The sequence below is a fragment of the Thermophilibacter immobilis genome, assembly GCF_015277515.1.
In the GTDB taxonomy this organism is placed as follows: domain Bacteria; phylum Actinomycetota; class Coriobacteriia; order Coriobacteriales; family Atopobiaceae; genus Thermophilibacter; species Thermophilibacter immobilis.
The window spans coordinates 1,487,020-1,506,116 of the sequence record NZ_CP063767.1 but is presented as its reverse complement, the minus strand read 5'-3'; the positions used below and the strand labels follow the sequence as shown (position 1 = coordinate 1,506,116).

Sequence of the window (19,097 nt, the reverse complement as noted above, 5' to 3'; positions counted from 1 at the left end):
ACTTCCGCTCTTCCGCACTTTCGAAAGGAGCATCACCGATGAGCAATCGCACCTTTGAGAAGCGACCCGACGACGTCGTCATCGTCGCCGGGGCCCGCACCCCGATCGGCAAGTTCGGGGGTAGCCTCAAGACCGTCTCCTCCATCGACATGGGAGCCCTCGTGGTCCGCGAGGCCGTCTCCCGTGCCGGCGTCAAGCCCGCATCTGTCGACGAGGTCATCGTCGGTCAGGTCGGATCTTGGGGCGAGAATGGCTTTCTGGCGCGCGCCGTCAGCCTCAAGGCTGGCCTGCCAGATGAGACCTGCGCCTACTCCGTCAACCGCCAGTGCGGCAGCGGCCTGCAGTCGATCGTCGACGCCGTCATGGAGATTCAGACCGGAGCGGCCGACGTCGTGGTGGCCGGTGGCTCCGAGAGCCTCTCGCAACTGCCCTACTACGTGCCCAGTGCTCGCTGGGGAGCCCGCATGGGCCACAAGCAGCTCGAGGACGGCGTCATCGACATCCTCACCTGGCCGCTCGACCACTCTCACAACGGCGTCACGGCCGAGAACGTGGCCCGAAAGTTCAACGTGAGCCGCGAGGAGCAGGACCGCTTTGCTGCCCGCAGCCAACAGCGCGCCGTGGCGGCCGTCGCCGCCGGGGTGTTCTCCGAGGAGATTATCCCCGTCGAGGTCAGGGGCCGCAAGGGCTCCGTCACCGTCTTCGATGCCGACGAAGGGCCCCGCGAGGGCGTTACCGTCGAGAGCCTCGCGAAGCTCAAGCCGTGCTTCGTCACTGACGGCACGGGCACCGTCACGGCCGCCAACTCCTCCTCGCTTAACGACGCGGCGGCCGCGGTGGTCGTCATGACACGCGCCAAGGCCGCCGAGCTCGGCTGCACCCCCATGGTCGCGATTCGCGGCCACGCCGTTGCTGGCTACCATGCGGAGCTCATGGGCTACTCGCCGTACTTCTCGAGCAGGAAGCTGGCCGAGCAGCTCGACCTCGACCTCACCAAGATTGACTTCTTCGAGATCAACGAGGCCTTCGCCTCCCAGGCGCTCGCCGTGACGCGTGACCTCGGTCTCGACGACGAGCGGGTCAACATCTACGGTGGAGGCATCTCTCTCGGTCATCCGATTGGTGCCACTGGCACGATTCTGGCCATCAAGTGCGCCTATGAGCTCGCGCGCCGCCACCCCGAGAAGCGCGATGCCATGGTGTCGATGTGCATCGGCGGGGGCCAGGGCATCTCTATGTACTTCACGGCGGAGTAGCCGGGCGAGGGGCCTGCCGCCGCGTGCGGCGCCAGGCCTCTTTCGCGCCGTCGCCGCGCACGGCGTCCGACCCCTCGGGCGCTCCGCCGCACGTCCACTACCGGATCTAGGAAAGGATTTTACTATGGTTAACTTTGAGTACCTCGTACCGACCAAGGTCGTGTTCGGCAAGGACACCGAGGGCGAGGCCGGTCGCCTCATCAAGGAAAACGGCGGCACCAAGGCCCTGATCCACTGGGGGGGCGACTACGTCCGCACGACTGGGCTGCTCGGCCGCGTCGAGAAGGGCCTCGATGACGCTGGCATCTCCTACGTCGAGCTTGACGGCGTCGTGCCCAACCCGCGCCTCTCGCTCGTGAAGAGGGGAGTCGAGCTCGCCCGCCAGGAGGGCGTCGACTTCGTGCTCGCCATCGGCGGCGGCTCCGCGATCGACTCCTCGAAGGCCATCGCCTACGGCCTTGCCAACGACTTCGCCCTCGAGGACCTCTTTCTCGGCAAGGTGGGCACGGACAAGATCGCCAAGCTCGGTGCCATCTCCACGCTTGCTGGCACGGGTTCGGAGACCTCCAACTCTGCGGTCATCAACATCGACACCCTGGGCGAACGGATGCTCAAGCGCTCATACAACCATGAGTGCGGTCGCCCCCTCTTCGCCATCATGAATCCCGAGCTCACCTACTCGGTGCCGGCCTATCAGACCGCGGCTCCCGGTGCTGACATCATGTTCCATACGATGGAGCGCTACTTCACCAAGGTCGATCATGTCGAGCTTACCGACGCCATGAGTGAGGGGCTCCTGCGCACCGTCAAGACCGCCGTCCCCGAGGCCCTCGCCGACCCGAAGAGCTATGCGGCTCGTGCGAACCTGATGTGGGCTGGCTCTCTTTCTCATTGCGGCCTGACGGGCACCGGGCGCGTCGGCGACTTCGCCTGCCATGCCATTGAGCATGAGATTGGCGCCCTGTTCGACGTCGCACACGGTGCGGGCCTGACTGCCATCTGGTCGAGCTGGGCCAAGTACGTGATTGACGTTGACCCTGCGCGCTTCGCTCAGTTTGGCGTCAACGTCTTTGGAGTGGAAAACGACTTCCATGACGCGCGCGCCACCGGATTGCGAGGAATCGCGGCGTGGGATCAGTGGTGCCATTCGATCGGCATGCCCACCTCGCTCAAGGAGCTTGGCGTCAATCCTACCGACGAGCAGATTCATGAGATGGCCGTCGGCGCCGTCGACGCGCGTGGCGGTGATCACGCCGGCTTCTTCAAGGAGCTGCACGTAGAGGACATCGAGCAGATTCTGAGGGATGCACGCTAGTCTCTGAAGGAGTCGTTTCAGGTGAAGCGGGCGCGGGGCCGTCACCAGCCTCCCCGCGCCCGTCGCCTTTGTGAAAGGAGTTTCATGAGCGTCTCTGCCCGCTCCATACGTCCCGTCGACGTCGCCGGCGCGGATCCCGCCGGGCGCCTCCTGCCGCGCGTGCGCCTCGCGGGGAAGTGCGACCGCTACGTCCTCGCCAACGGCGTCGAGCTGCCGTGCCTGGGGTTCGGCACCTACATGATCGCCCCCGACGAGGCGGGGGAGAGAGCCGTGCGCTCCGCCCTCGACCTCGGCTTCAGGCACATCGACACGGCCGCTCAGTACGGCAACGAGAAGATGGTGGGGCGTGCCATCGCCGCCTCCGGGGTCGCCCGCGGCGAGCTCTTCGTCACGAGCAAGCTCAGAAACGACGAGCAGGGCTACGAGGGCGCGCTGACCGCCTTCGAGCGCTCCTGCGCCGACCTGGGCTGCGACTATCTCGACCTCTACCTCATCCACTGGCCCAAGGTGGGAGGCCACGAGGGCGAGTGGCGCGAGCGCGTCCGGGACAGCTGGCGGGCGTTCGAGGAGCTCTACGCCGCGGGGCGCGTGCGCGCCATCGGCGTGTCCAACTTCCTCGTGCCCCATCTGGAGGCCCTGCTCGAGGGCGCGAGCGTGGTGCCGCAGGTCGACCAGATCGAGCTCAACCCCACCTACCAGCAGCGCGAGACCGTGGCGTGGTGCCGCTCCCGCGGCGTCCAGCTCGAGGCATGGGCGCCGCTCGGGCGCGGGAGGCTCTTCAGGAGCCCCGAGGTCGTCGCCATGGCCGAGCGCCTCGGCAAGGACGTCGGGCAGGTCTGCGTGCGCTGGGCGCTGCAGAGCGGGTTCGCCACGATGCCCAAGTCGACGCGCGCGGGGCGCATCAGGTCCAACAGCGAGGTCTTCGACTTCGAGCTCGACGCGGCCGACATGGCCGTGCTTGACGCCCTCGACACGACGGACGGCTACACCTTCCACCCGGACCGGCTCGAGGAGTGGGCCGTGCGCGTGGCGCAGGCGCATGCCGAGTCGGGGGTGTAGGGGGCGGTCGTGATCGTTGCGAGAAGACGCTCCCTCATCTTGGGCATGGGGGCCGCGCTCCTTCTGTTCATGGGGCTCATCTACGCGTACTCGGTCCTCCTGGCACCGCTCAAGGGCACCTTCGGCTGGGACGTGGCCAGCATGACGCTCGTCTTCGCCCTCTCGATCATCTCCTTCACGGTCGGGGGGATCGTCTCGGGGGAGCTGGTCCGCCGCGGATGGGAGCGAGGGGGGCTCGCCTTGGGCGCCGCCCTGCTCGCCGCGGGGTTTTGGGGGACCTCCGCGGTAGACGGGGCCTCCGGTCTGCTCGTGGTGTGCGCGACCTACGGCGTGACGGCGAGCGCGGGGATCGGCATCGTCTACAACATCGTCATCCCGACGGTCACCTCGTGGTTCCCTGACCGAGTCGGCCTGGCCCAGGGAATCTGCCTCATGGGCTTCGGGTCGGGGGGATTCGTCCTCGGCCCGCTCGTCACCCACCTCTACGCCCTCCTCGACTGGCGCGTGGTCATCAGGGGGTCGGGGGTGGCTCTCGCGGCCCTCGCGCTCGCGGCGGCCGTCGTGATGAGGCCTCCTACGGACGAGGGGCGGCGGGCCGCCCCGGGGCCCCCGAGCCCCTCCGGGCCGAGAACGCCTGCGAAGTCCGCGCCCGCCGAGCAGGGAGCCGCCGCCATGCTGCGCGACCGCACGTTCTATTTGCTCTATGCCTTCCTGTTCCTCTTGGGGTGCGTCGGCATGGGCGTCACGGGCATCGGGAGGGAGCTCCCGCTCTCCCTGGGCGCGAGCGATCTGGAGGCCGCTCTCGTCATAGGGTGCGTCAACGTCGGCAGCGGGCTGGGACGCCTCGGGGGAGGCGCGGCGCTCGACCGCCTCGGCCGCTCCCGCACGATGAGGGGCGTCGGGGCGCTTGGCCTGGCGGGCCCCGTGGCCATGATCTTCTCGCTGGCGACGGGGTCGCTTGCCCTCCAGGCAGTCGCGTGCCTGCTCACGGGGGTGAGCTGGGGGGCCGCGGTGGTGAGCATGCCCTTCGTGACGCGGACGCGGTGGGGACAGCGGGGCATGGCGCAGAACATGGCCCTCGTGAACACCTACAGCGTCTTCGCCTCCCTCGTCGGCTCGTGGGGGACGGGGCTGCTCTCGGCGGCCGCGGGCTCCTACGTGCCCGCGCTGCTCGTCATGGCGCTCATGGGCGCGGCGAGCGTCGCGGTGGCGCGGGCGCTGTGAGGTGCGAGGAAGTGCGCCCAGGCAAAAAAGGTAAAATCCGAATGTGCGCCGCACTGCCCCTCAACCGAGATGGCGCTAACGGCTATCATGGCAGTGCACAGCAGACGCGACGCCTGATGGGGCGTCTTACCGTACAGCAAAGGGGATCCACGTGAGCGACTTCGTCAAGGAAGAAAACGTCTTCGTCAAGCAGAGCATCGACACGCGCGAGAACGTGCTGCGCTTCATCTCCGATCGCGCCGCCGCGCTGGGTGTCACCGATAACGCCAATGCCGTCTACGCTGCCTTTCTCGCCCGCGAGGAGATGGGCGAGACGGGCATGACCGATGGCTTTGCGGTGCCTCACGCCAAGGACGCCGCTATCAAGCGTGCCGCGGTCATCGTGGTCAAGAACGACCACCCGCTCGAGTGGCCGAGCTTCGACGACAAGCCCGTGGATATTGCGATATCACTGCTCGTCCCCGAGGGCGAGGCCGGCACCACGCACATCAAGCTCCTCTCCAGGACCGCCGTCCTGCTCATGAAGGACGACTTCAAGAGTCTCGTGCGCGGCTCCGACGACGCCCAGGCCATCGCCGGCGCCATCAACGCGGGCATCGACGAGGAGTAGCTCTAGCTCTGCGCATCGACCGACGAGGGACCCCTCCGGCATTCGTCGGTGGGGTTTCTTTTCAAAGGAGGAGGTTTCTCATGTTCAAGAAGGCAAGCGACAAGCGCGTGGCCGTCTTCATCGCCGAGGGGCTCGAGGAGGTCGAGGGGCTCACGATCGTAGATGTGCTCTTTCGCGCGGGGGTGAGCTGCGACACCGTGTCAATCACGAGAGAGCGGCAGGTCACGTCGTCACACGAGGTGACCATCGTCTGCGATCGCACGATCTTCGACGAGGGCTTCTCGTTTGATGACTACGACCTGCTCGTTCTGCCTGGAGGTATCCCCGGGACGCCCAACCTGCGCGCCTGCGCGCCGCTCTGCGAGGCGCTCGTCTCGTTTTCCTCGCGTGGCGCCGACATCGCGGCCATCTGTGCGGCCCCGTCGATCCTGGCCGAGCTGGGCCTGCTCAAGGGACGTCGTGCGACGGCCAATCCGGGCTTTCAGCACGTGCTTTCCGAGCACGGTGCCGAGCTCGTGGCCGACGAGCCCGTCGTAGTCGACGGCAACCTGGTTACGAGCCAGGGCGCGGCCACGGCCATGGACTTTGGCCTCGAGCTCGTCCGTCGTCTTGCCGGCGACGAGGCCGCTTCGCACGTGGCCGAGGGCGTCGTGTATCGCTCGTAGCCTCCCTGCTCCTCTCATAGTCCCTTCCCAGCCTCTTTCAGCATCGAGCGGGCGAAAGTCCAGGCATACGGACGGCGCGTGGGGACTTCTCGTCAGCGTTTGCCCTGTTGGCGGGAAGCTCAGACGCGCTGCATGACGTGACTTTCGCGTACTCGAAGCTAAAAGCCGCAGGGAGCTGCTGGGCCGTGGCTCGTCCGACGCCGTCGAGTGTGTCGGGCAGGTGTCCGAACGGGCGCCCTTGTTGACAGCCTTTGCCCTACTCTCTATATTCACCGTATTAAAAACCGGTATATTTGCATATTAATACCATAATATGCAATAAAAAAGGGGATGGGATGCATGAAGAGCATACGGGTCTGCATCGTCGGCGCTACGGGATTCGCCGGAATCGAGCTCTGCCGCCTCGTGCTTGCGCATCCCTGCCTCGAGCTCGTCATGGCCACGGACCGCAAGGCGGCCGGAACGCTCCTGTCGGAGGTCTACCCATCGTTCGCAGGTGCCTGTGACCTCGAACTTTCCCAGCCCGAGTCGGACCTCATCGCCCAGCGTGCGGACGTGGCCTTTCTCGCCGTCCCCCACACCGCCTCGCTCGCCCTCGCACCGGAGCTGCTCGCGCGTGGCGTCACGGTGCTCGACCTCTCGGCCGACTATCGCCTCCACGACCCAGCCGTCTATGAGGCCTGGTACGAGACGCCCCATACGAGTCCCGAGCTCCTCTCGCAGACCGTCTACGGCCTGCCCGAGCTCAACCGCGCCGGCCTCCGAGCCCTGGCCGCTCGCCGCGCCATCGGCGAGACCGTGCTCGTGGCCGTGCCGGGCTGCTATCCCACGGCCACCGCGCTCGCCGCCACGCCCGCCCTCGAGGCGGGTCTCGCGACCGGTGACCTCGTGATCTCCGACGCCATCTCGGGGGTCTCGGGAGCGGGGCGCGCGCCCAGTGACCGCACGCACTTCTGCCGCGCCAACGAGTCCGTCCAGGCCTACGGCGTCGCGTCCCACCGCCACACTCCCGAGATGGAGCAGACCCTCTCCGAGGTCGCGGGCCGTCCGATCTCGGTCGTCTTCACGCCGCACCTGGCGCCGCTCACGCGCGGGCTTCTCGCCACCGTCTACCTGGAAGCGGCCGCAGGCGTTGCCCTCGCCGACGTGCGCCGTGCCTACGAGGACCGCTACGCCAACGAGCCCCTGGTCACCACCCTGCCCGCCGGCGAGATGCCAGCCACGGCCTCCGTCTTTGGCACCGCGCGCGCCCAGGTGGGCGTGGCCCTGGACGACCGACGACGCAAGACGATCGTCGCCTCCTGTGCCATCGACAACCTCGGCAAGGGGGCGGCCTCCCAGGCCGTCCAGTGCGCCAACGTCATCCTGGGCCTGCCCGAGACGCAGGGGCTCGTCGCCCCCGCGCCCCTCGTCTAAGAGCTCGCGTCGAGAGGTACCCTCATGAACCTTGAACCTATTCACGTGTCATCTTGCGCAGACGCCTCGGAGGACGCGGGCTTTGTCGCCTGCGCGGGCGGCGTCTGCGCCGCCTCCGGCATCCGCGCCTCCGGCGTCTCGGCCGGGTTTCGCAGGAACCCCCACCGTCTTGACCTCGCGCTCGTTGCTGCCGAGAAGACCTGCGTGGCCACCGCCACCTTCACCACCAATCGCTTCTGCGCCGCTCCCGTCGCGCTGAGTCGCGAGCGCGCCCGCGCCGGCCGCGCCCGCGCCGTGGTGCTTAACTCCGGAAACGCCAACGCGGCCACGGGGAAGCCGGGGCTGGCGGCCGCGGCTCGCGGGGCCGAGCTCGTGGCCCATGAGCTGGGGTGCGCCGCCGAGGAGGTGCTCATTGCCTCGACGGGCGTCATAGGGGTGCCGCTGCCGCTCGCTCCCTACGAGACCGGCGTGCCCGTCGCCGCGGCCGCCCTCGCGCCCAATGCGGCCGCTGCTCACGATGCGGCCTCGGCCGTGATGACCACCGACACCCATGCCAAGGAGGTGTCCTTCTCGGGCGACGTGCCCCAGCGCTCAGGCGAGCCCCTGCGCGTTCACGTGGGAGGCTTCGCCAAGGGGTCCGGCATGATCCAGCCCACCATGGCCACCATGCTGGCCGTGCTCTCCACGGACGCCCCGCTCACGTCTGAGGCGGCCCACGAGGCGCTCCTCGCCGCCGTGCGCGCCACGTTCAACAAGGTGACGGTTGACTCGGACACCTCCACGAACGACTCATGCTTCCTTCTTGCCACGGGTGCGGCCGGCGGCGAGAAGGTTGACCTCAATCACCCCGCCTTTCCCGTCGTGGCAGCCGCGCTCGAGCGCACCTGCTCCGAGCTTGCGCGCCAGATCGCCGCAGACGGGGAGGGTGCGACCAAGCTCGTGACCGTCAACGTCACGGGGGCCGCAGACGAGCGGGATGCCGACGCGGCGGCGCGCGCGATCGCCAACTCGCCTCTCGTGAAGACGGCGATCTTTGGCCACGACGCCAACTGGGGGCGCGTCGCGGCGGCAGCCGGCAAGAGCGGCGTGGCCTTTGACCAGGCTCAGGTCGACATCGACTTCATGGGCGTACCCGTGTGCCGCGGTGGTCTCACGGTTCCCATGGACGAGGAGGACATGCTCCGCCGCTTCGAGGCACCCGAGATCGTCATTACCGTGAACTTGGGGCAGGGAAGCGCCCACACGCGCGTCTGGACCTGCGATCTCACCCACGACTACGTGACCATCAACGGGGACTACCGCACGTAGGCGTACGGTTCATTCGTCTCGCGTCCCAAGCTCACAACCCGGAGGAAGATATGCAGAAGCGCGATAGGAGGCAGCGCGACCTGGCCCGGTCCAAGGTCGAGACCCTCACCGAGGCGCTGCCCTGGATCAGCCAGATGTCCGGCAAGACCTTCGTCATCAAGTACGGCGGCTCGGCCATGGAGGATGACGACCTGTGCCGCCAGGTCGTCTCCGACATCGAGCTGCTCAAGCTCATGGGCATCAGGGTCGTGCTCGTGCACGGCGGCGGCAAGGCGATAAACTCCCTTCTCACCGACCTCAACCTGCCCGTGAGCTTTAAGGACGGACTGCGCGTGACCGACGACGCCACCATGGAGGTGGTCCAGGAGGTCCTCGTGGGCCGGGTCAACCAGCATCTAGTCTGGGCCCTGAACGAGTTCGGCCACAACGCCGTGGGCATCTCGGGTGCGGACGGCAAGACCCTCCAGGCCGAGCCCGCCGACCCCGAGCTGGGCCGCGTGGGCCGCATCCGCGAGGTGAGCTGCGAGCTCATCGAGACGGTCCTCGAGGACGGCTACACGCCCGTCGTCGCGAGCGTGGGCTGCGGCGCCGACGGCTTCTACAACGTCAACGCAGACGCGGCCGCTGGCAAGATTGCCGAAGCCATGAATGCCGACAAGCTCATCTACCTCACTGACGTCGACGGGCTGTACCGTGACGTCTGCGACGAGGACTCGCTCGTGGCAAACCTCACGCGCTCCGAGACCCATGAGCTTCTCGCCTCAGACTCCCTTGACGGCGGCATGATTCCCAAGGTCCGCTCGATTGCCGACGCGCTCGATTCGGGCGTCCGCGAGGTCGTCATCGTCAACGGGACCTTCCCTCACGCGCTGCTGCTCGAGATATATACGGACGCAGGCTGCGGTACCCTATTCACGCAGGACGAACCCGGGCCCTCCGGGTCCCTCGAGAGGAGCTCGAATGTCTAACACGAACGACGCCCCCTTTGCGACCGTGCCTCCCCAGGTCGCCGCCGACGACGCCACCTACCTCATGCACACCTACGCCCGCCTGCCCATCGAGTTCGTCTCCGGGCACGGGGCCACGCTCACGGACTCTGCGGGCAACGACTACCTCGACATGCTCGGCGGCATCGGCTGTGCGAGCCTGGGACACGCAAATCCCCAGGTGGCCCTGGCCCTGACCGAGCAGCTGAGGAACGTCTGGCAGGTAGGCAACTACTTCTACGTCGAGAATCGCAACGAGCTCGCCCGCGCTCTCTCGGGCTTCTTGTCCACGACCACCGACGAGGGCGGTCACTGCGTGGGGTCCACGGGAACGACCTGGCAGACCTTCTTTGCCAACTCGGGAGCCGAGGCCAACGAGGGAGCCTTCAAGGTCGCGCGGCGCTGGGGCGAGAAGAAGCTCAACGGCGCATCGGGCATTCTCACGGCCTGCAAGAGCTTCCACGGACGTACCCTGGCCACGCTCGCGGCCACGGGGCAGGAGGCGTTTCACCAGAGCTTCCGGCCGCTGCCGGCCGGATTCGCCGCCGTGCCGTTCAACGACGCGAACGCCCTGGCCGCGGCGCTCGAGCATCCGAGCGAGCAGACGGGCCCCGTCTGCGCCGTCCTGCTCGAGTGCGTCCAGGGCGAGGGGGGCGTGTGGAACGCCGACTACGACTACCTGCGCGCTGTCCGCGACCTCTGCGACAAGAACGACGTCCTGCTCATGGTGGACGAGGTCCAGACCGGCTTCTTTCGCTGCGGCTCGCCCTTCTGCTACCAGCGCTCCGGCATAGAGCCGGACGTGGTCAGCATGGCCAAGGGCATCGCCGACGGCTTTCCCATGGGCGCCGTCTCCGCCCGCGCCGAGGTGGCCGACCTCATGGGCCCCGGCGACCACGGCTCCACCTTCGGTGGCAACGCGCTGGCCTGCGCGGCCGGTCGCGCGACCGTCGGGCTCCTGGTCTCCGAGAACATGGGCGAGCACGTGCTCGAGGTGGGTCGCCAGCTGCGTAGACGCCTGGCGGCGATGGACCACGTGAGCGAGGTGCGCGGCCACGGCCTCATGCGCGCGGCCCAGCTCGACCTGCCGATAGCCGGTGAGCTCGTGGACGAGGGCCTGGCCGCGGGCCTGGTCCTCAACCACATCGGCGACTCCATCCTGCGCTTCCTGCCGCCCCTCGTGATCAGCCGCGCCGAGGTCGACGAGGCGTGCGACCGCCTCGAGGTCCTTCTCGCCCGCCACGTGTGATCCTTAGGAGTGAGACCGCCGCGGGCTGTGTGGACTCGGACCCCGGTGCGCCCACCTGCTTCCCATGGGGCATAATCAGGGCAGCACACAAGACGAAAGGTCTGCCATGCCTGCCATCCTGACCCATGACTTCTTTGGACGCGGCGTCTTCGACGATGCCTCCGACCTGCTCGGCTTTCGCTCCGTCGACGAGAGGGATGCGTTTCTCCTGGGCAACCAGGGGCCGGACCCCCTCCTGTACCTCGTGATCGACCCGCTCATGTCCAAGTGGGTACTGCTCTCGCGCGCCATGCACACCGCCCGGCCTGCGGCCCTGCTGCTCGCCATGCGCGAGGCCGCCGAGCGCTTGGAGGGCCGTCAGCGCCAGATCGCCAAGGCCTACGCGGCGGGCTTCGCCTGTCACTGGCAGCTCGACTCCGCGGTTCATCCCCTCGTCTACCACTGGCAGCACGACCTCACCTCCGCAGGGGTCAAGGGGCTCGACGAGCGCGTCGCCTCCGAGGTCCATGCCGAGGTCGAACGGGACCTCGACGAGATGGTCCTCTTCACGCTCAAGGGCCGCACCGTCGAGCGCTACCGTCCGCATGAGCGGGTCCTCATGGCCAGCTGGCCGGTGCTCGACGCCGTCAACAAGCTCTACTTCTACGTGGCCCTATGGGTCTACGCGCGTGCCATCGACCCCCGGGCCTTCTCGGTGGCGGTCCATGAGTTTCGCCTGGTGCAGCGCGTGCTCGATTCCCCGAGCGGACGCAAGCGCGGCGCTTTGGGGCGCGTCGAGCGCGCAGTGAGAAGACGCCCGTTCTCGCTCGTGTGCGCCATGTCGCATCGGGCGCGCGCTTCCGAGACCTCGGACTTCGACAACCGCGACCACGACGCCTGGGAGAACCCCTTCACCCACGAGAAGAGCCGTGCGAGCTTCTGGGACCTCTACGAGGGCGCTCAGGCCAAGGTGTTGGGCACCCTAGACGAGCTCTTCTCGGATGGGTTCGACCTCGAGCGTGCCCGCGCGCTCACGGGTGACGTGAACTTCGAGGGGGCGCACGCGGCGCCCGACGCGCCGTTCGCGTGGTAGCTCGCTCGACCGCGCCTGCGGCCTCCTCCGTGGCCGTGCGCCACGTCATGCAGGCCAATCGAAGCAAGAACACCAAGCCCGAGCTCATGGTTCGCGCCGAGCTGCGCGCCCGCGGGCTCACGGGCTATCGAATCCACTGGAAGGGCGTCCCGGGCCATCCCGACGTCTGTTTCGTGGGCCGCCGGGTGGCCATCTTCGTGCACGGCTGCTTCTGGCATCGCTGCCCGCACTGCACGCCGTCCGTGCCCAAGTCCCACACGCAGTTCTGGGAGGAGAAGTTCGCGCGCAACCGCGCCCGCGACGCACGTGATAACGCGCTCCTGATAGAGGCGGGCTGGACGGTCCTGGTGGTGTGGGAGTGCCGCCTCAAGCCGGGCTGCCTCGACCAGACGATGGAGGAGGTCGTCTGCGAGGTCCATCGCGCCGCGGGGCCTAGGCGTCCGGGTCGTCTTATAGAGGTCGGTTCTCCCGCCGCCTGGAGGCTGGGCCGTGCGCGCGAGCGGTTTGGCAGGCGCAGGTAACGGGTTCGCGCGTGCGTCCGCAACTGGTCTTCTGAGCATCACGGTGGTAGGCTATGCGGAAATGATTCGCAGCTCGCATCCCGTGTCGTGGATGAGAGAAGAAAGGATGCACCCCATGTCCACCTATGTCTTCTCGGACGTGCACGGACACCGGGCAGCGCTCGAGCGCGTCCTCGAGCGCGTCTCGCCGACCTCTGACGACCGCGTCTTCTGTCTAGGAGACATGATCGATCGCGGTCCTGACCCGGTGGGGGTCATCGCCGTCGTGCGCTCACTTCCCCACGTGTGCGTGCTCATGGGCAACCACGAGGACCTGATGCTCTCCTATCTGGACGACCCGGAAGACGGCAGCGCGGCCATGAACTGGGGAATCAACGGGGGCTCGATCACCTCGGACGCTTTGGACGCGCTTCCAAAGGAAGATGCCGACGAGCTCGTCGGTTGGGTTCGGGCCCTGCCGCGCTGGGCGTGGACGCGGGTGGGGGAGCTCCTCTACCTCTTCGTCCATGCCGGCGTTCGTCTGGACCTGCCGCGTCCCCCCTCGTGGGATGACGCGTCCGTCAAGGGATTTCTTGTCCGGCAGGACCCCGAGGACCTGCTCTGGATCCGGGAGGACTTCTGGGGCGCCCGCGCGGGCCTCGCGGGATCTGACGCCGCGGGTCCGATCGTGGTGTGCGGTCACACGCCGACGCCCTATCTGGACCGCATGACCCACGACCTCGATAGGCCTGCATTGGGTGAAGACGGCCTCGCGCGCATGGTGCGCGTGGGAGGTGACCGCTGGGACGTGGACTGCGCCGCGGCCGGCGGCGCGGGCATGGGTCAGGTGCTCGTCTTGCGCCTCGACGACGGCGAGGAGTTCTACGAGCCGGTTCGTGAGGGGGAGTAGCGCCACGCGACGCGAGGAGGGTCCCGGGGCCACAGAGATGAGCGTGGACGCGGCGTGCCTCTTGCACGGGGCACTTGACGTGCGCGTTGATGCGGACGGTCGCGCGCGCCCGAGCCGCTTCCTCCCGGGGCAGCTGCGTGCCCTCGCGAGCGTCCGGGCCTGGCATCCGGGCTACTATCGCCAGCTCGCCGCCTGTACGTCGGGCATCGCGCTCGAGTTCGAGACCGATGCCAGCCGCGTCACGGTCGAGGTGGCCCTCGACGAGCCCCCACGCGGCACGCGCTCCGTCATCGCCGACGTGCGCTCCTGGGGGCATGCGCCCGGCGGACCCTATGACGGGCTCTCGGCGGAGGTCGACGGTCATCGCCTGCCCCTCGCCCTGCCTGACGAGAGAGGTCGCGTGAGCTGGGACCTCGACGACCCTGAGGGCGCGCCCACGGTTGGTCAGCAGCGCCTTCCCGGAATGGGGGAGCCGCATCGTGTGCGTGTGTGGCTTCCGTGTCTGACCTCGTGCTTGTTGGGTCGCGTGCGCGCTGACGGCACCTACCTGGAATCCGTGGGCGCCCGTGCGGACCTGCTCGTGCTCGGGGACTCCCTCGCCCAGGGCTACGTGGCCCACGACCCCGGTTGCAACTGGCCGGCGCTGCTCGCGGCGCGCAGGGACCTGGACCTCGTGAACCAGGGGGTGGGCGGGCAGGTCTTCCAGCCGGGAACCCTCCGGGGCCTGAGCGGGTGCGTGCGACCGGAGTCCATCATCGTCGAGCTGGGGGAGAACTACCGCTACGAGCCCTGCCAGGCGTCGCGCGTCGAGCGCGACGTGCGGGGCTTTCTCGCCGAGCTCTCCGGGGCGTTTCCCGCGGTTCCCATCTGGGTGCTCACGACCCTCCCTCACCTCGAGGATCGCTACCCCACGCATCCCGCGAGCTGCTTTGCGGTCGTGGACGACCTGATTCGCTCCGCCTGTGCCGCCCATCCCCAGATGCGCCTCGTCGAGGGCTCGGCCCTGCTTGACCGCGGGCCAAAGGACCTGGCGGAGCTGCTCGCGGACGGTTCCGACCACCCCGGCCCCGCTGGCCAGAAGATGGTCGCCGAGCGCCTCGGCTTCGTGATGGACGCCACGGCCGACCCCCCCGAGACGCGTCGAGCCCGGGGCCTCGAGTTCGCCGAGGCCGCCGGAGACGTTGCCTTCCCCCTGGCGGAGTGCCTGCGGCGCGGGATCGCCGAGGTGCTCTTCGCCCAGAGGGACGCACTCGTGGCGGAGGTCTCGGACGGCTCGAGGCTCGTCTGGGCGCGCGACCGCGCGCTCGCGCGCCGTGCCCTCACGTGTCTGGGCCGGCCGCACGCGGGTGTGACCTGCGTCTGCGGCGGCGCTGCGCTCGCCCGCGAGATCGCGCGCACCCTCGGGTCCGCAGCGCGCCCCTGTCATCTGGTGATCCTTGCGGGCGCGTCGCGCCCGTCGGGCCCACGTCGCGACGTCCGCGTGCTCACGCCCTCCTATGCCGACTCCATCCGAGCGCACTATGCGCACGTGGAGTACCTCTCGCCCGGTGAGCTCGAGCGGGCGCTCGCGGGGGGCGCGCTCCTCGGCGGCTTCGAGGACGGCCGGCTCGTGGGGTTCGTCGGCGAGCACCCCGAGGGATCGATGGGCATGCTCGAGGTGTTCAGGGGCCATCGCCGCGCGGGATGGGGCACGCAGCTCCTGCTCGCCCAGGCGGCCCGCGCGCACGCCCGCGGCTGGACGGCCTGGGCCGAGGTCTGGCCCGACAACGCCGCCTCGCTCGCCCTCATGCGTGCGGTGGGCGGTGAGGTCAGGCCCGCCGACCAGCTGTGGTTTGTGTCCTAGGGGTGCCGTAGGCTGTTCGTGTGGGTACAGTACAAAGAGGTGGGGCGCGCGGGTCCACGGGACCCCCGTCGCCCGTGGCACGCAAGGACAACGGTCGCGCCCGTGCGGGGCAGAGAGGCTGGCACCAGATGGCACAGAAAGAGGAGAAGCGCAACAGGCTCGCGCCCGGTCTCACCGGGAGGCTCTCGGACGAGGCGACGCGCCTGGTGAGCGAGCGCATCCGATCGGGCGCCCTGTCGCCCTTCGCCTGCCACGACGCCTCGGCCATTCGCCGCGACGCCTGCGAGCGCGACCGCGACACCTGCGTGCGCCCCGCCTTCGTGCGCGACTCCGAGAAGATCGTGCACCTGCCCGCCTATAACCGCCTGGCCGGAAAGACGCAGGTCTTCTCGTTTCGCGCGAACGACGACCTGACCCGCCGCGGCCTGCACGTGCAGCTCGTCGCCCGCGTCTCGCGCGACGTCGGGCGCGCCCTCGGGCTCAACCTGGACCTCATCGAGGCCATCGCCCTGGGCCACGACATCGGCCACACCCCGTTCGGCCACGCCGGGGAGCGGTTCTTGTCGGACGTCTACCACGAGCGTCGCGGCCGCTGGTTCTTCCACAACGTCCAGAGCGTGCGCGTGCTCGACCAGCTCGCCGGCCGCAACATCAGCCTCCAGACCTTGGACGGCGCGATCTGCCACAACGGCGAGTTCGAGCAGCAGGTCTTCGAGACGAGCGGGCTGGCCGAGTTCGACACCTTCGACCGCGTGGTCGAGTCGTGCTGGGAGCTCGGCGACGAGGAGATCAGCCACCTGCGCCCCATGACGCTCGAGGGCTGCGTGGTGCGCGTCTCGGACATCATTGCCTACGTGGGCAAGGATCGCCAGGACGCGATCGCGTGCGGCCTGTGCTCCGAGGACACCTTCGACGACGGACTGGGCGGTGCCTACAACGCCTGGGCCCTCTCGGCCTTCGTCGCCGACGTCGTGGAGCACAGCGTGGGCAAGGACCGCGTCGAGATGAGCGAGGAGGGCTTTGCCGAGATGCGCCGCGCCAAGCGCGAGAACTACGAGAAGATCTACGGCGCGGGCGAGGTCAACGGGGACTTCTCCGTGCCGATGCGCGAGCTTTTCGCCAGGCTGTATGCCCATGAGCTGGACGCGCTGGAGGCCGGCGACGAGTCCGCAGCCATCTTCGCGCACCACATCCGCCCGCTCGAGCGGCGCCTCGCCTTCTACGGGCGCACCTACGACTGGGAGGGCGACCCCGACCGCACGGTCGTGGACTTCATCTCCTCGATGACCGACGACTACTTCGTGGCCACCTGCGAGGCCGCCTTCCCCGACGCCCGGAGCCTCTTCCCCCAGCGCGGCTACTTCACCGGCGTTCGACCGTAAGGGGGCGGCGTCGGGTTGGCGGCCTTCTCGGTGCACCGTCTTGGCTGCTGTGCCCTGTCGTCACATCTCCGCCGCGGCCAGGATTGGGGCGTGTTTTTGAGGCTCAACGAGGAAGTTGGCCGCTTCAGGGCGCATGCACTTCTCGCCACCTGGGAAAACTCTCTGTCGAGAAGGACCGTGCATCAAAAAAGCGCCCCAATCCACCGTCCCAATCCGCGTGAGCGCACACGAGCGGCAATCTGTCGTGGCGTCCGTCCCCGTCCCCGTCCGTCCCCGTCCGTCCCGTCCCGCGCCGTGCCCGCATGACGTACCATTGCTTCCATGGATACCTTGTTCACGCACATCGAGAGCGCGCGCAAAGACGACAACGCGCCTCTTGCGGTCCGCATGCGTCCCACCACGCTCGACGGCTTCGTCGGCCAGGAGCGGGCCGTGGGGCCCGGCAGCTGGCTCAGGCGTGCCATCGAGCATGACACGCTCTCGTCGGTTCTGCTCTTCGGCCCGGCCGGCACGGGCAAGACCACGCTCGCACGGATCATCGCCCACACCACGCACGCAGAGTTCGTGGAGGTCAGCGCCGTCACGGGCACGGTCAAGGACCTCAGGCGCGAGATAGAGGCCGCCGAGAGCCGCCTCATCTCCTACGGCCGGCGCACGATCCTGTTCGTCGACGAGATTCACCGCTTCAACCGCGGCCAGCAAGACGCCCTTCTGCATGCCGTCGAGGACCGGACCGTGGTCCTGGTGGGCGCTACGACCGAGAACCCCTACTTCGAGGTCAACTCGGCGCTCATCAGCCGTAGCCGCGTCGTGGAGCTCCAGCCGCTGGACGATGACTCCATTCGCACCCTGCTCGAGCGCGCCTGCGCCTCCGAGCGCGGCCTCGGGGGGGCCTTCGAGCTCAGCGGGGACGCCGAGCGGGAGATCGTGACCCTCTCGGCCGGGGACGGCCGCGCGGCCCTCACCTCGCTCGAGCTCGCGAGCCAGATGGTCGACCCCGATCCCGACGCCGCTCCCGGTGAGCCGGCCGTCATTGGCCCCGAGCACGTGCGCGAGGCCAACCCGCGCCGGGGCCTGCCCTACGACAAGTCCGGTGACGTGCACTACGACGTCATCTCGGCGTTCATCAAGTCGATGCGGGGCAGCGACCCGGACGCGGCGCTCTACTGGCTCGCGCGCATGCTCGACGCGGGCGAGGACCCTAAGTTCATCGCGAGGCGCATCATGATCTGCTCCTCGGAGGACGTGGGCAACGCCGATCCGCAGGCGCTGCTCGTGGCCGAGGCGGCCTTTCGGGCCACCGAGGTCATCGGCCTGCCCGAGTGCCGCATCAACCTCGCGCAGGCCGCGTGCTACCTCGCGCTCGCGCCCAAGTCCAACGCGGCGGAGGCCGGCATCGACGCCGCCCTTTCCGAGGTGCGCTCGGGTCCGCGTCGCGAGGTGCCCAGCCATCTGCGCGACCGTCATCGCCCCGGCGCCGACGAGTACGGCCCCTACCTCTACCCCCACAATTACCCGGCCGGCTGGGTGAGCCAGCGCTACCTACCCGAGGGACTCGAGCGCGGCGGCTTCTACCGCCCGAGCCCGCGCGGCTGGGAGGCCTGGCGCGAGGAGGCCATCGGGCGAGACTGCGCCCAGGCGGACCAGAACGAAGATCCCCCGGTTGGGTAGAATGAACGAACGTGTGGGCGACGCCCGCATCAAGCGAGACGCTCAAAGGAGGGCGCAATGAGCTATCTGGACATAGCGCTTCTGGTTCTTGTCTGCGTGGCCGTGTGGGCGGTGGCCGAGCTGGCCCTCACGGTGCGTGGCGCGCGCCGCAGCATCGACGAGGTCACCGCCTCGGCCAACGAGGTCATCGAGCAGACCCAGCCCATCGTGGCCAAGCTCGACGGCATGGCCGACGAGCTCGAGCCCGCCATCAAGGGGGTTACGCCGATCGTCGAGAAGGCCGATGTCGCCGTCAGCTCGGCCAACGTCTCCCTCGAGCGCGTCAACGCCATTCTCGCGGACGTCTCGGCCGTCTCCGGGGCCGCCTCGAGCGTCACCGACGCGGTCGGCCATGCCGCCGAGTCCGCCGCCTCCGGCGTGGCCAGCGTCGTCTCCAAGCTCGGGGGCGGTGTGGGCAAGCAGAAGCCCGGCGCCCGCCTGTCGGGCTCCGACGCCAGCGCCCTCGACGGCCATGACGAGGCGCGCTATGTTGACTACGGCGACGCCGCCTCCGCCACGCCCGCCTCCGACGCCAGACCCGACGAGAAGAACACCACGACGAGCGCCCCCGCGGACGCCGAGTAGGAGAGAT

17 protein-coding genes are annotated in these 19,097 nt (G+C 68.6%); all 17 read left to right on the top strand.

Annotation, left to right across the window (positions count from 1 at the left end; translation table 11 throughout):
• Window positions 1–38 precede the first annotated feature (38 nt).
• The 17 genes from INP52_RS06775 (at window position 39) to INP52_RS06695 (ending at window position 19,090) form a co-directional block, all read left to right on the top strand.
• On the top strand, window positions 39–1,256 hold the full coding sequence (locus tag INP52_RS06775; protein ID WP_194370236.1) for a thiolase family protein: 1,218 nt from the start codon (window positions 39–41) through the stop codon (window positions 1,254–1,256).
• Window positions 1,257–1,380: 124 nt separating this feature from the next.
• Complete coding sequence (locus INP52_RS06770) at window positions 1,381–2,571, top strand: iron-containing alcohol dehydrogenase (RefSeq protein WP_194370234.1); 1,191 nt, start codon at window positions 1,381–1,383, stop codon at window positions 2,569–2,571.
• An 84-nt stretch (window positions 2,572–2,655) separates the two neighbouring features.
• Entirely contained in the window at window positions 2,656–3,630 is a 975-nt protein-coding gene (locus tag INP52_RS06765) for an aldo/keto reductase (protein WP_194370232.1), read from the top strand.
• Window positions 3,631–3,639: 9 nt separating this feature from the next.
• Window positions 3,640–4,854 carry an MFS transporter gene (locus tag INP52_RS06760; protein ID WP_194370230.1) on the top strand — a complete coding sequence of 405 codons (1,215 nt, stop codon included), beginning with the start codon at window positions 3,640–3,642 and terminating at the stop codon, window positions 4,852–4,854.
• Window positions 4,855–5,005: 151 nt separating this feature from the next.
• Window positions 5,006–5,464: a PTS sugar transporter subunit IIA gene (locus tag INP52_RS06755; protein ID WP_194370228.1), complete on the top strand. Its 459-nt coding sequence runs from the start codon at window positions 5,006–5,008 to the stop codon at window positions 5,462–5,464.
• Between the two features lie 80 nt (window positions 5,465–5,544).
• Window positions 5,545–6,129, top strand: coding sequence for a DJ-1 family glyoxalase III (locus INP52_RS06750; RefSeq protein WP_194370226.1), 585 nt, complete (start codon window positions 5,545–5,547; stop codon window positions 6,127–6,129).
• A gap of 339 nt (window positions 6,130–6,468) precedes the next feature.
• Window positions 6,469–7,545, top strand: coding sequence for an N-acetyl-gamma-glutamyl-phosphate reductase (gene argC, locus INP52_RS06745; RefSeq protein ID WP_194370224.1), 1,077 nt, complete (start codon window positions 6,469–6,471; stop codon window positions 7,543–7,545).
• Window positions 7,546–7,569: 24 nt separating this feature from the next.
• Complete coding sequence (gene argJ, locus INP52_RS06740; protein ID WP_194370222.1) at window positions 7,570–8,853, top strand: bifunctional glutamate N-acetyltransferase/amino-acid acetyltransferase ArgJ; 1,284 nt, start codon at window positions 7,570–7,572, stop codon at window positions 8,851–8,853.
• A 50-nt stretch (window positions 8,854–8,903) separates the two neighbouring features.
• The gene (gene argB, locus INP52_RS06735; protein WP_194370220.1) at window positions 8,904–9,821 is read left to right on the top strand and encodes an acetylglutamate kinase; all 918 of its coding nucleotides are present in this window, start codon (window positions 8,904–8,906) and stop codon (window positions 9,819–9,821) included.
• Window positions 9,814–11,088: an aminotransferase class III-fold pyridoxal phosphate-dependent enzyme gene (locus INP52_RS06730; protein WP_194370218.1), complete on the top strand. Its 1,275-nt coding sequence runs from the start codon at window positions 9,814–9,816 to the stop codon at window positions 11,086–11,088. The genes argB and INP52_RS06730 overlap by 8 nt, the downstream gene beginning before the upstream one ends.
• A gap of 106 nt (window positions 11,089–11,194) precedes the next feature.
• Window positions 11,195–12,160, top strand: coding sequence for a hypothetical protein (locus INP52_RS06725; protein ID WP_194370216.1), 966 nt, complete (start codon window positions 11,195–11,197; stop codon window positions 12,158–12,160).
• Complete coding sequence (locus INP52_RS06720) at window positions 12,154–12,681, top strand: very short patch repair endonuclease (RefSeq protein WP_228478288.1); 528 nt, start codon at window positions 12,154–12,156, stop codon at window positions 12,679–12,681. The genes INP52_RS06725 and INP52_RS06720 overlap by 7 nt, the downstream gene beginning before the upstream one ends.
• 115 nt (window positions 12,682–12,796) lie before the next feature.
• Window positions 12,797–13,570 carry a metallophosphoesterase family protein gene (locus tag INP52_RS06715; RefSeq protein WP_194370215.1) on the top strand — a complete coding sequence of 258 codons (774 nt, stop codon included), beginning with the start codon at window positions 12,797–12,799 and terminating at the stop codon, window positions 13,568–13,570.
• Complete coding sequence (locus tag INP52_RS06710; protein ID WP_194370213.1) at window positions 13,557–15,413, top strand: GNAT family N-acetyltransferase; 1,857 nt, start codon at window positions 13,557–13,559, stop codon at window positions 15,411–15,413. The genes INP52_RS06715 and INP52_RS06710 overlap by 14 nt, the downstream gene beginning before the upstream one ends.
• A gap of 128 nt (window positions 15,414–15,541) precedes the next feature.
• The gene (locus INP52_RS06705; protein WP_194370211.1) at window positions 15,542–16,795 is read left to right on the top strand and encodes a deoxyguanosinetriphosphate triphosphohydrolase family protein; all 1,254 of its coding nucleotides are present in this window, start codon (window positions 15,542–15,544) and stop codon (window positions 16,793–16,795) included.
• A 321-nt stretch (window positions 16,796–17,116) separates the two neighbouring features.
• Window positions 17,117–18,466 carry a replication-associated recombination protein A gene (locus tag INP52_RS06700; RefSeq protein ID WP_194370209.1) on the top strand — a complete coding sequence of 450 codons (1,350 nt, stop codon included), beginning with the start codon at window positions 17,117–17,119 and terminating at the stop codon, window positions 18,464–18,466.
• A gap of 57 nt (window positions 18,467–18,523) precedes the next feature.
• The gene (locus INP52_RS06695) at window positions 18,524–19,090 is read left to right on the top strand and encodes a DUF948 domain-containing protein (RefSeq protein ID WP_194370207.1); all 567 of its coding nucleotides are present in this window, start codon (window positions 18,524–18,526) and stop codon (window positions 19,088–19,090) included.
• Window positions 19,091–19,097 lie beyond the last annotated feature (7 nt).

Coding starts and splice junctions, on each gene's coding strand:
- INP52_RS06775 (WP_194370236.1), top strand. CDS start 39: ATGAGCAATCGCACCTTTGAGAAGCGACCCGACGACGTCGTCATCGTC.
- INP52_RS06770 (WP_194370234.1), top strand. CDS start 1,381: ATGGTTAACTTTGAGTACCTCGTACCGACCAAGGTCGTGTTCGGCAAG.
- INP52_RS06765 (WP_194370232.1), top strand. CDS start 2,656: ATGAGCGTCTCTGCCCGCTCCATACGTCCCGTCGACGTCGCCGGCGCG.
- INP52_RS06750 (WP_194370226.1), top strand. CDS start 5,545: ATGTTCAAGAAGGCAAGCGACAAGCGCGTGGCCGTCTTCATCGCCGAG.
- argC (WP_194370224.1), top strand. CDS start 6,469: ATGAAGAGCATACGGGTCTGCATCGTCGGCGCTACGGGATTCGCCGGA.
- argJ (WP_194370222.1), top strand. CDS start 7,570: ATGAACCTTGAACCTATTCACGTGTCATCTTGCGCAGACGCCTCGGAG.
- argB (WP_194370220.1), top strand. CDS start 8,904: ATGCAGAAGCGCGATAGGAGGCAGCGCGACCTGGCCCGGTCCAAGGTC.
- INP52_RS06730 (WP_194370218.1), top strand. CDS start 9,814: ATGTCTAACACGAACGACGCCCCCTTTGCGACCGTGCCTCCCCAGGTC.
- INP52_RS06725 (WP_194370216.1), top strand. CDS start 11,195: ATGCCTGCCATCCTGACCCATGACTTCTTTGGACGCGGCGTCTTCGAC.
- INP52_RS06715 (WP_194370215.1), top strand. CDS start 12,797: ATGTCCACCTATGTCTTCTCGGACGTGCACGGACACCGGGCAGCGCTC.
- INP52_RS06705 (WP_194370211.1), top strand. CDS start 15,542: ATGGCACAGAAAGAGGAGAAGCGCAACAGGCTCGCGCCCGGTCTCACC.
- INP52_RS06700 (WP_194370209.1), top strand. CDS start 17,117: ATGGATACCTTGTTCACGCACATCGAGAGCGCGCGCAAAGACGACAAC.
- INP52_RS06695 (WP_194370207.1), top strand. CDS start 18,524: ATGAGCTATCTGGACATAGCGCTTCTGGTTCTTGTCTGCGTGGCCGTG.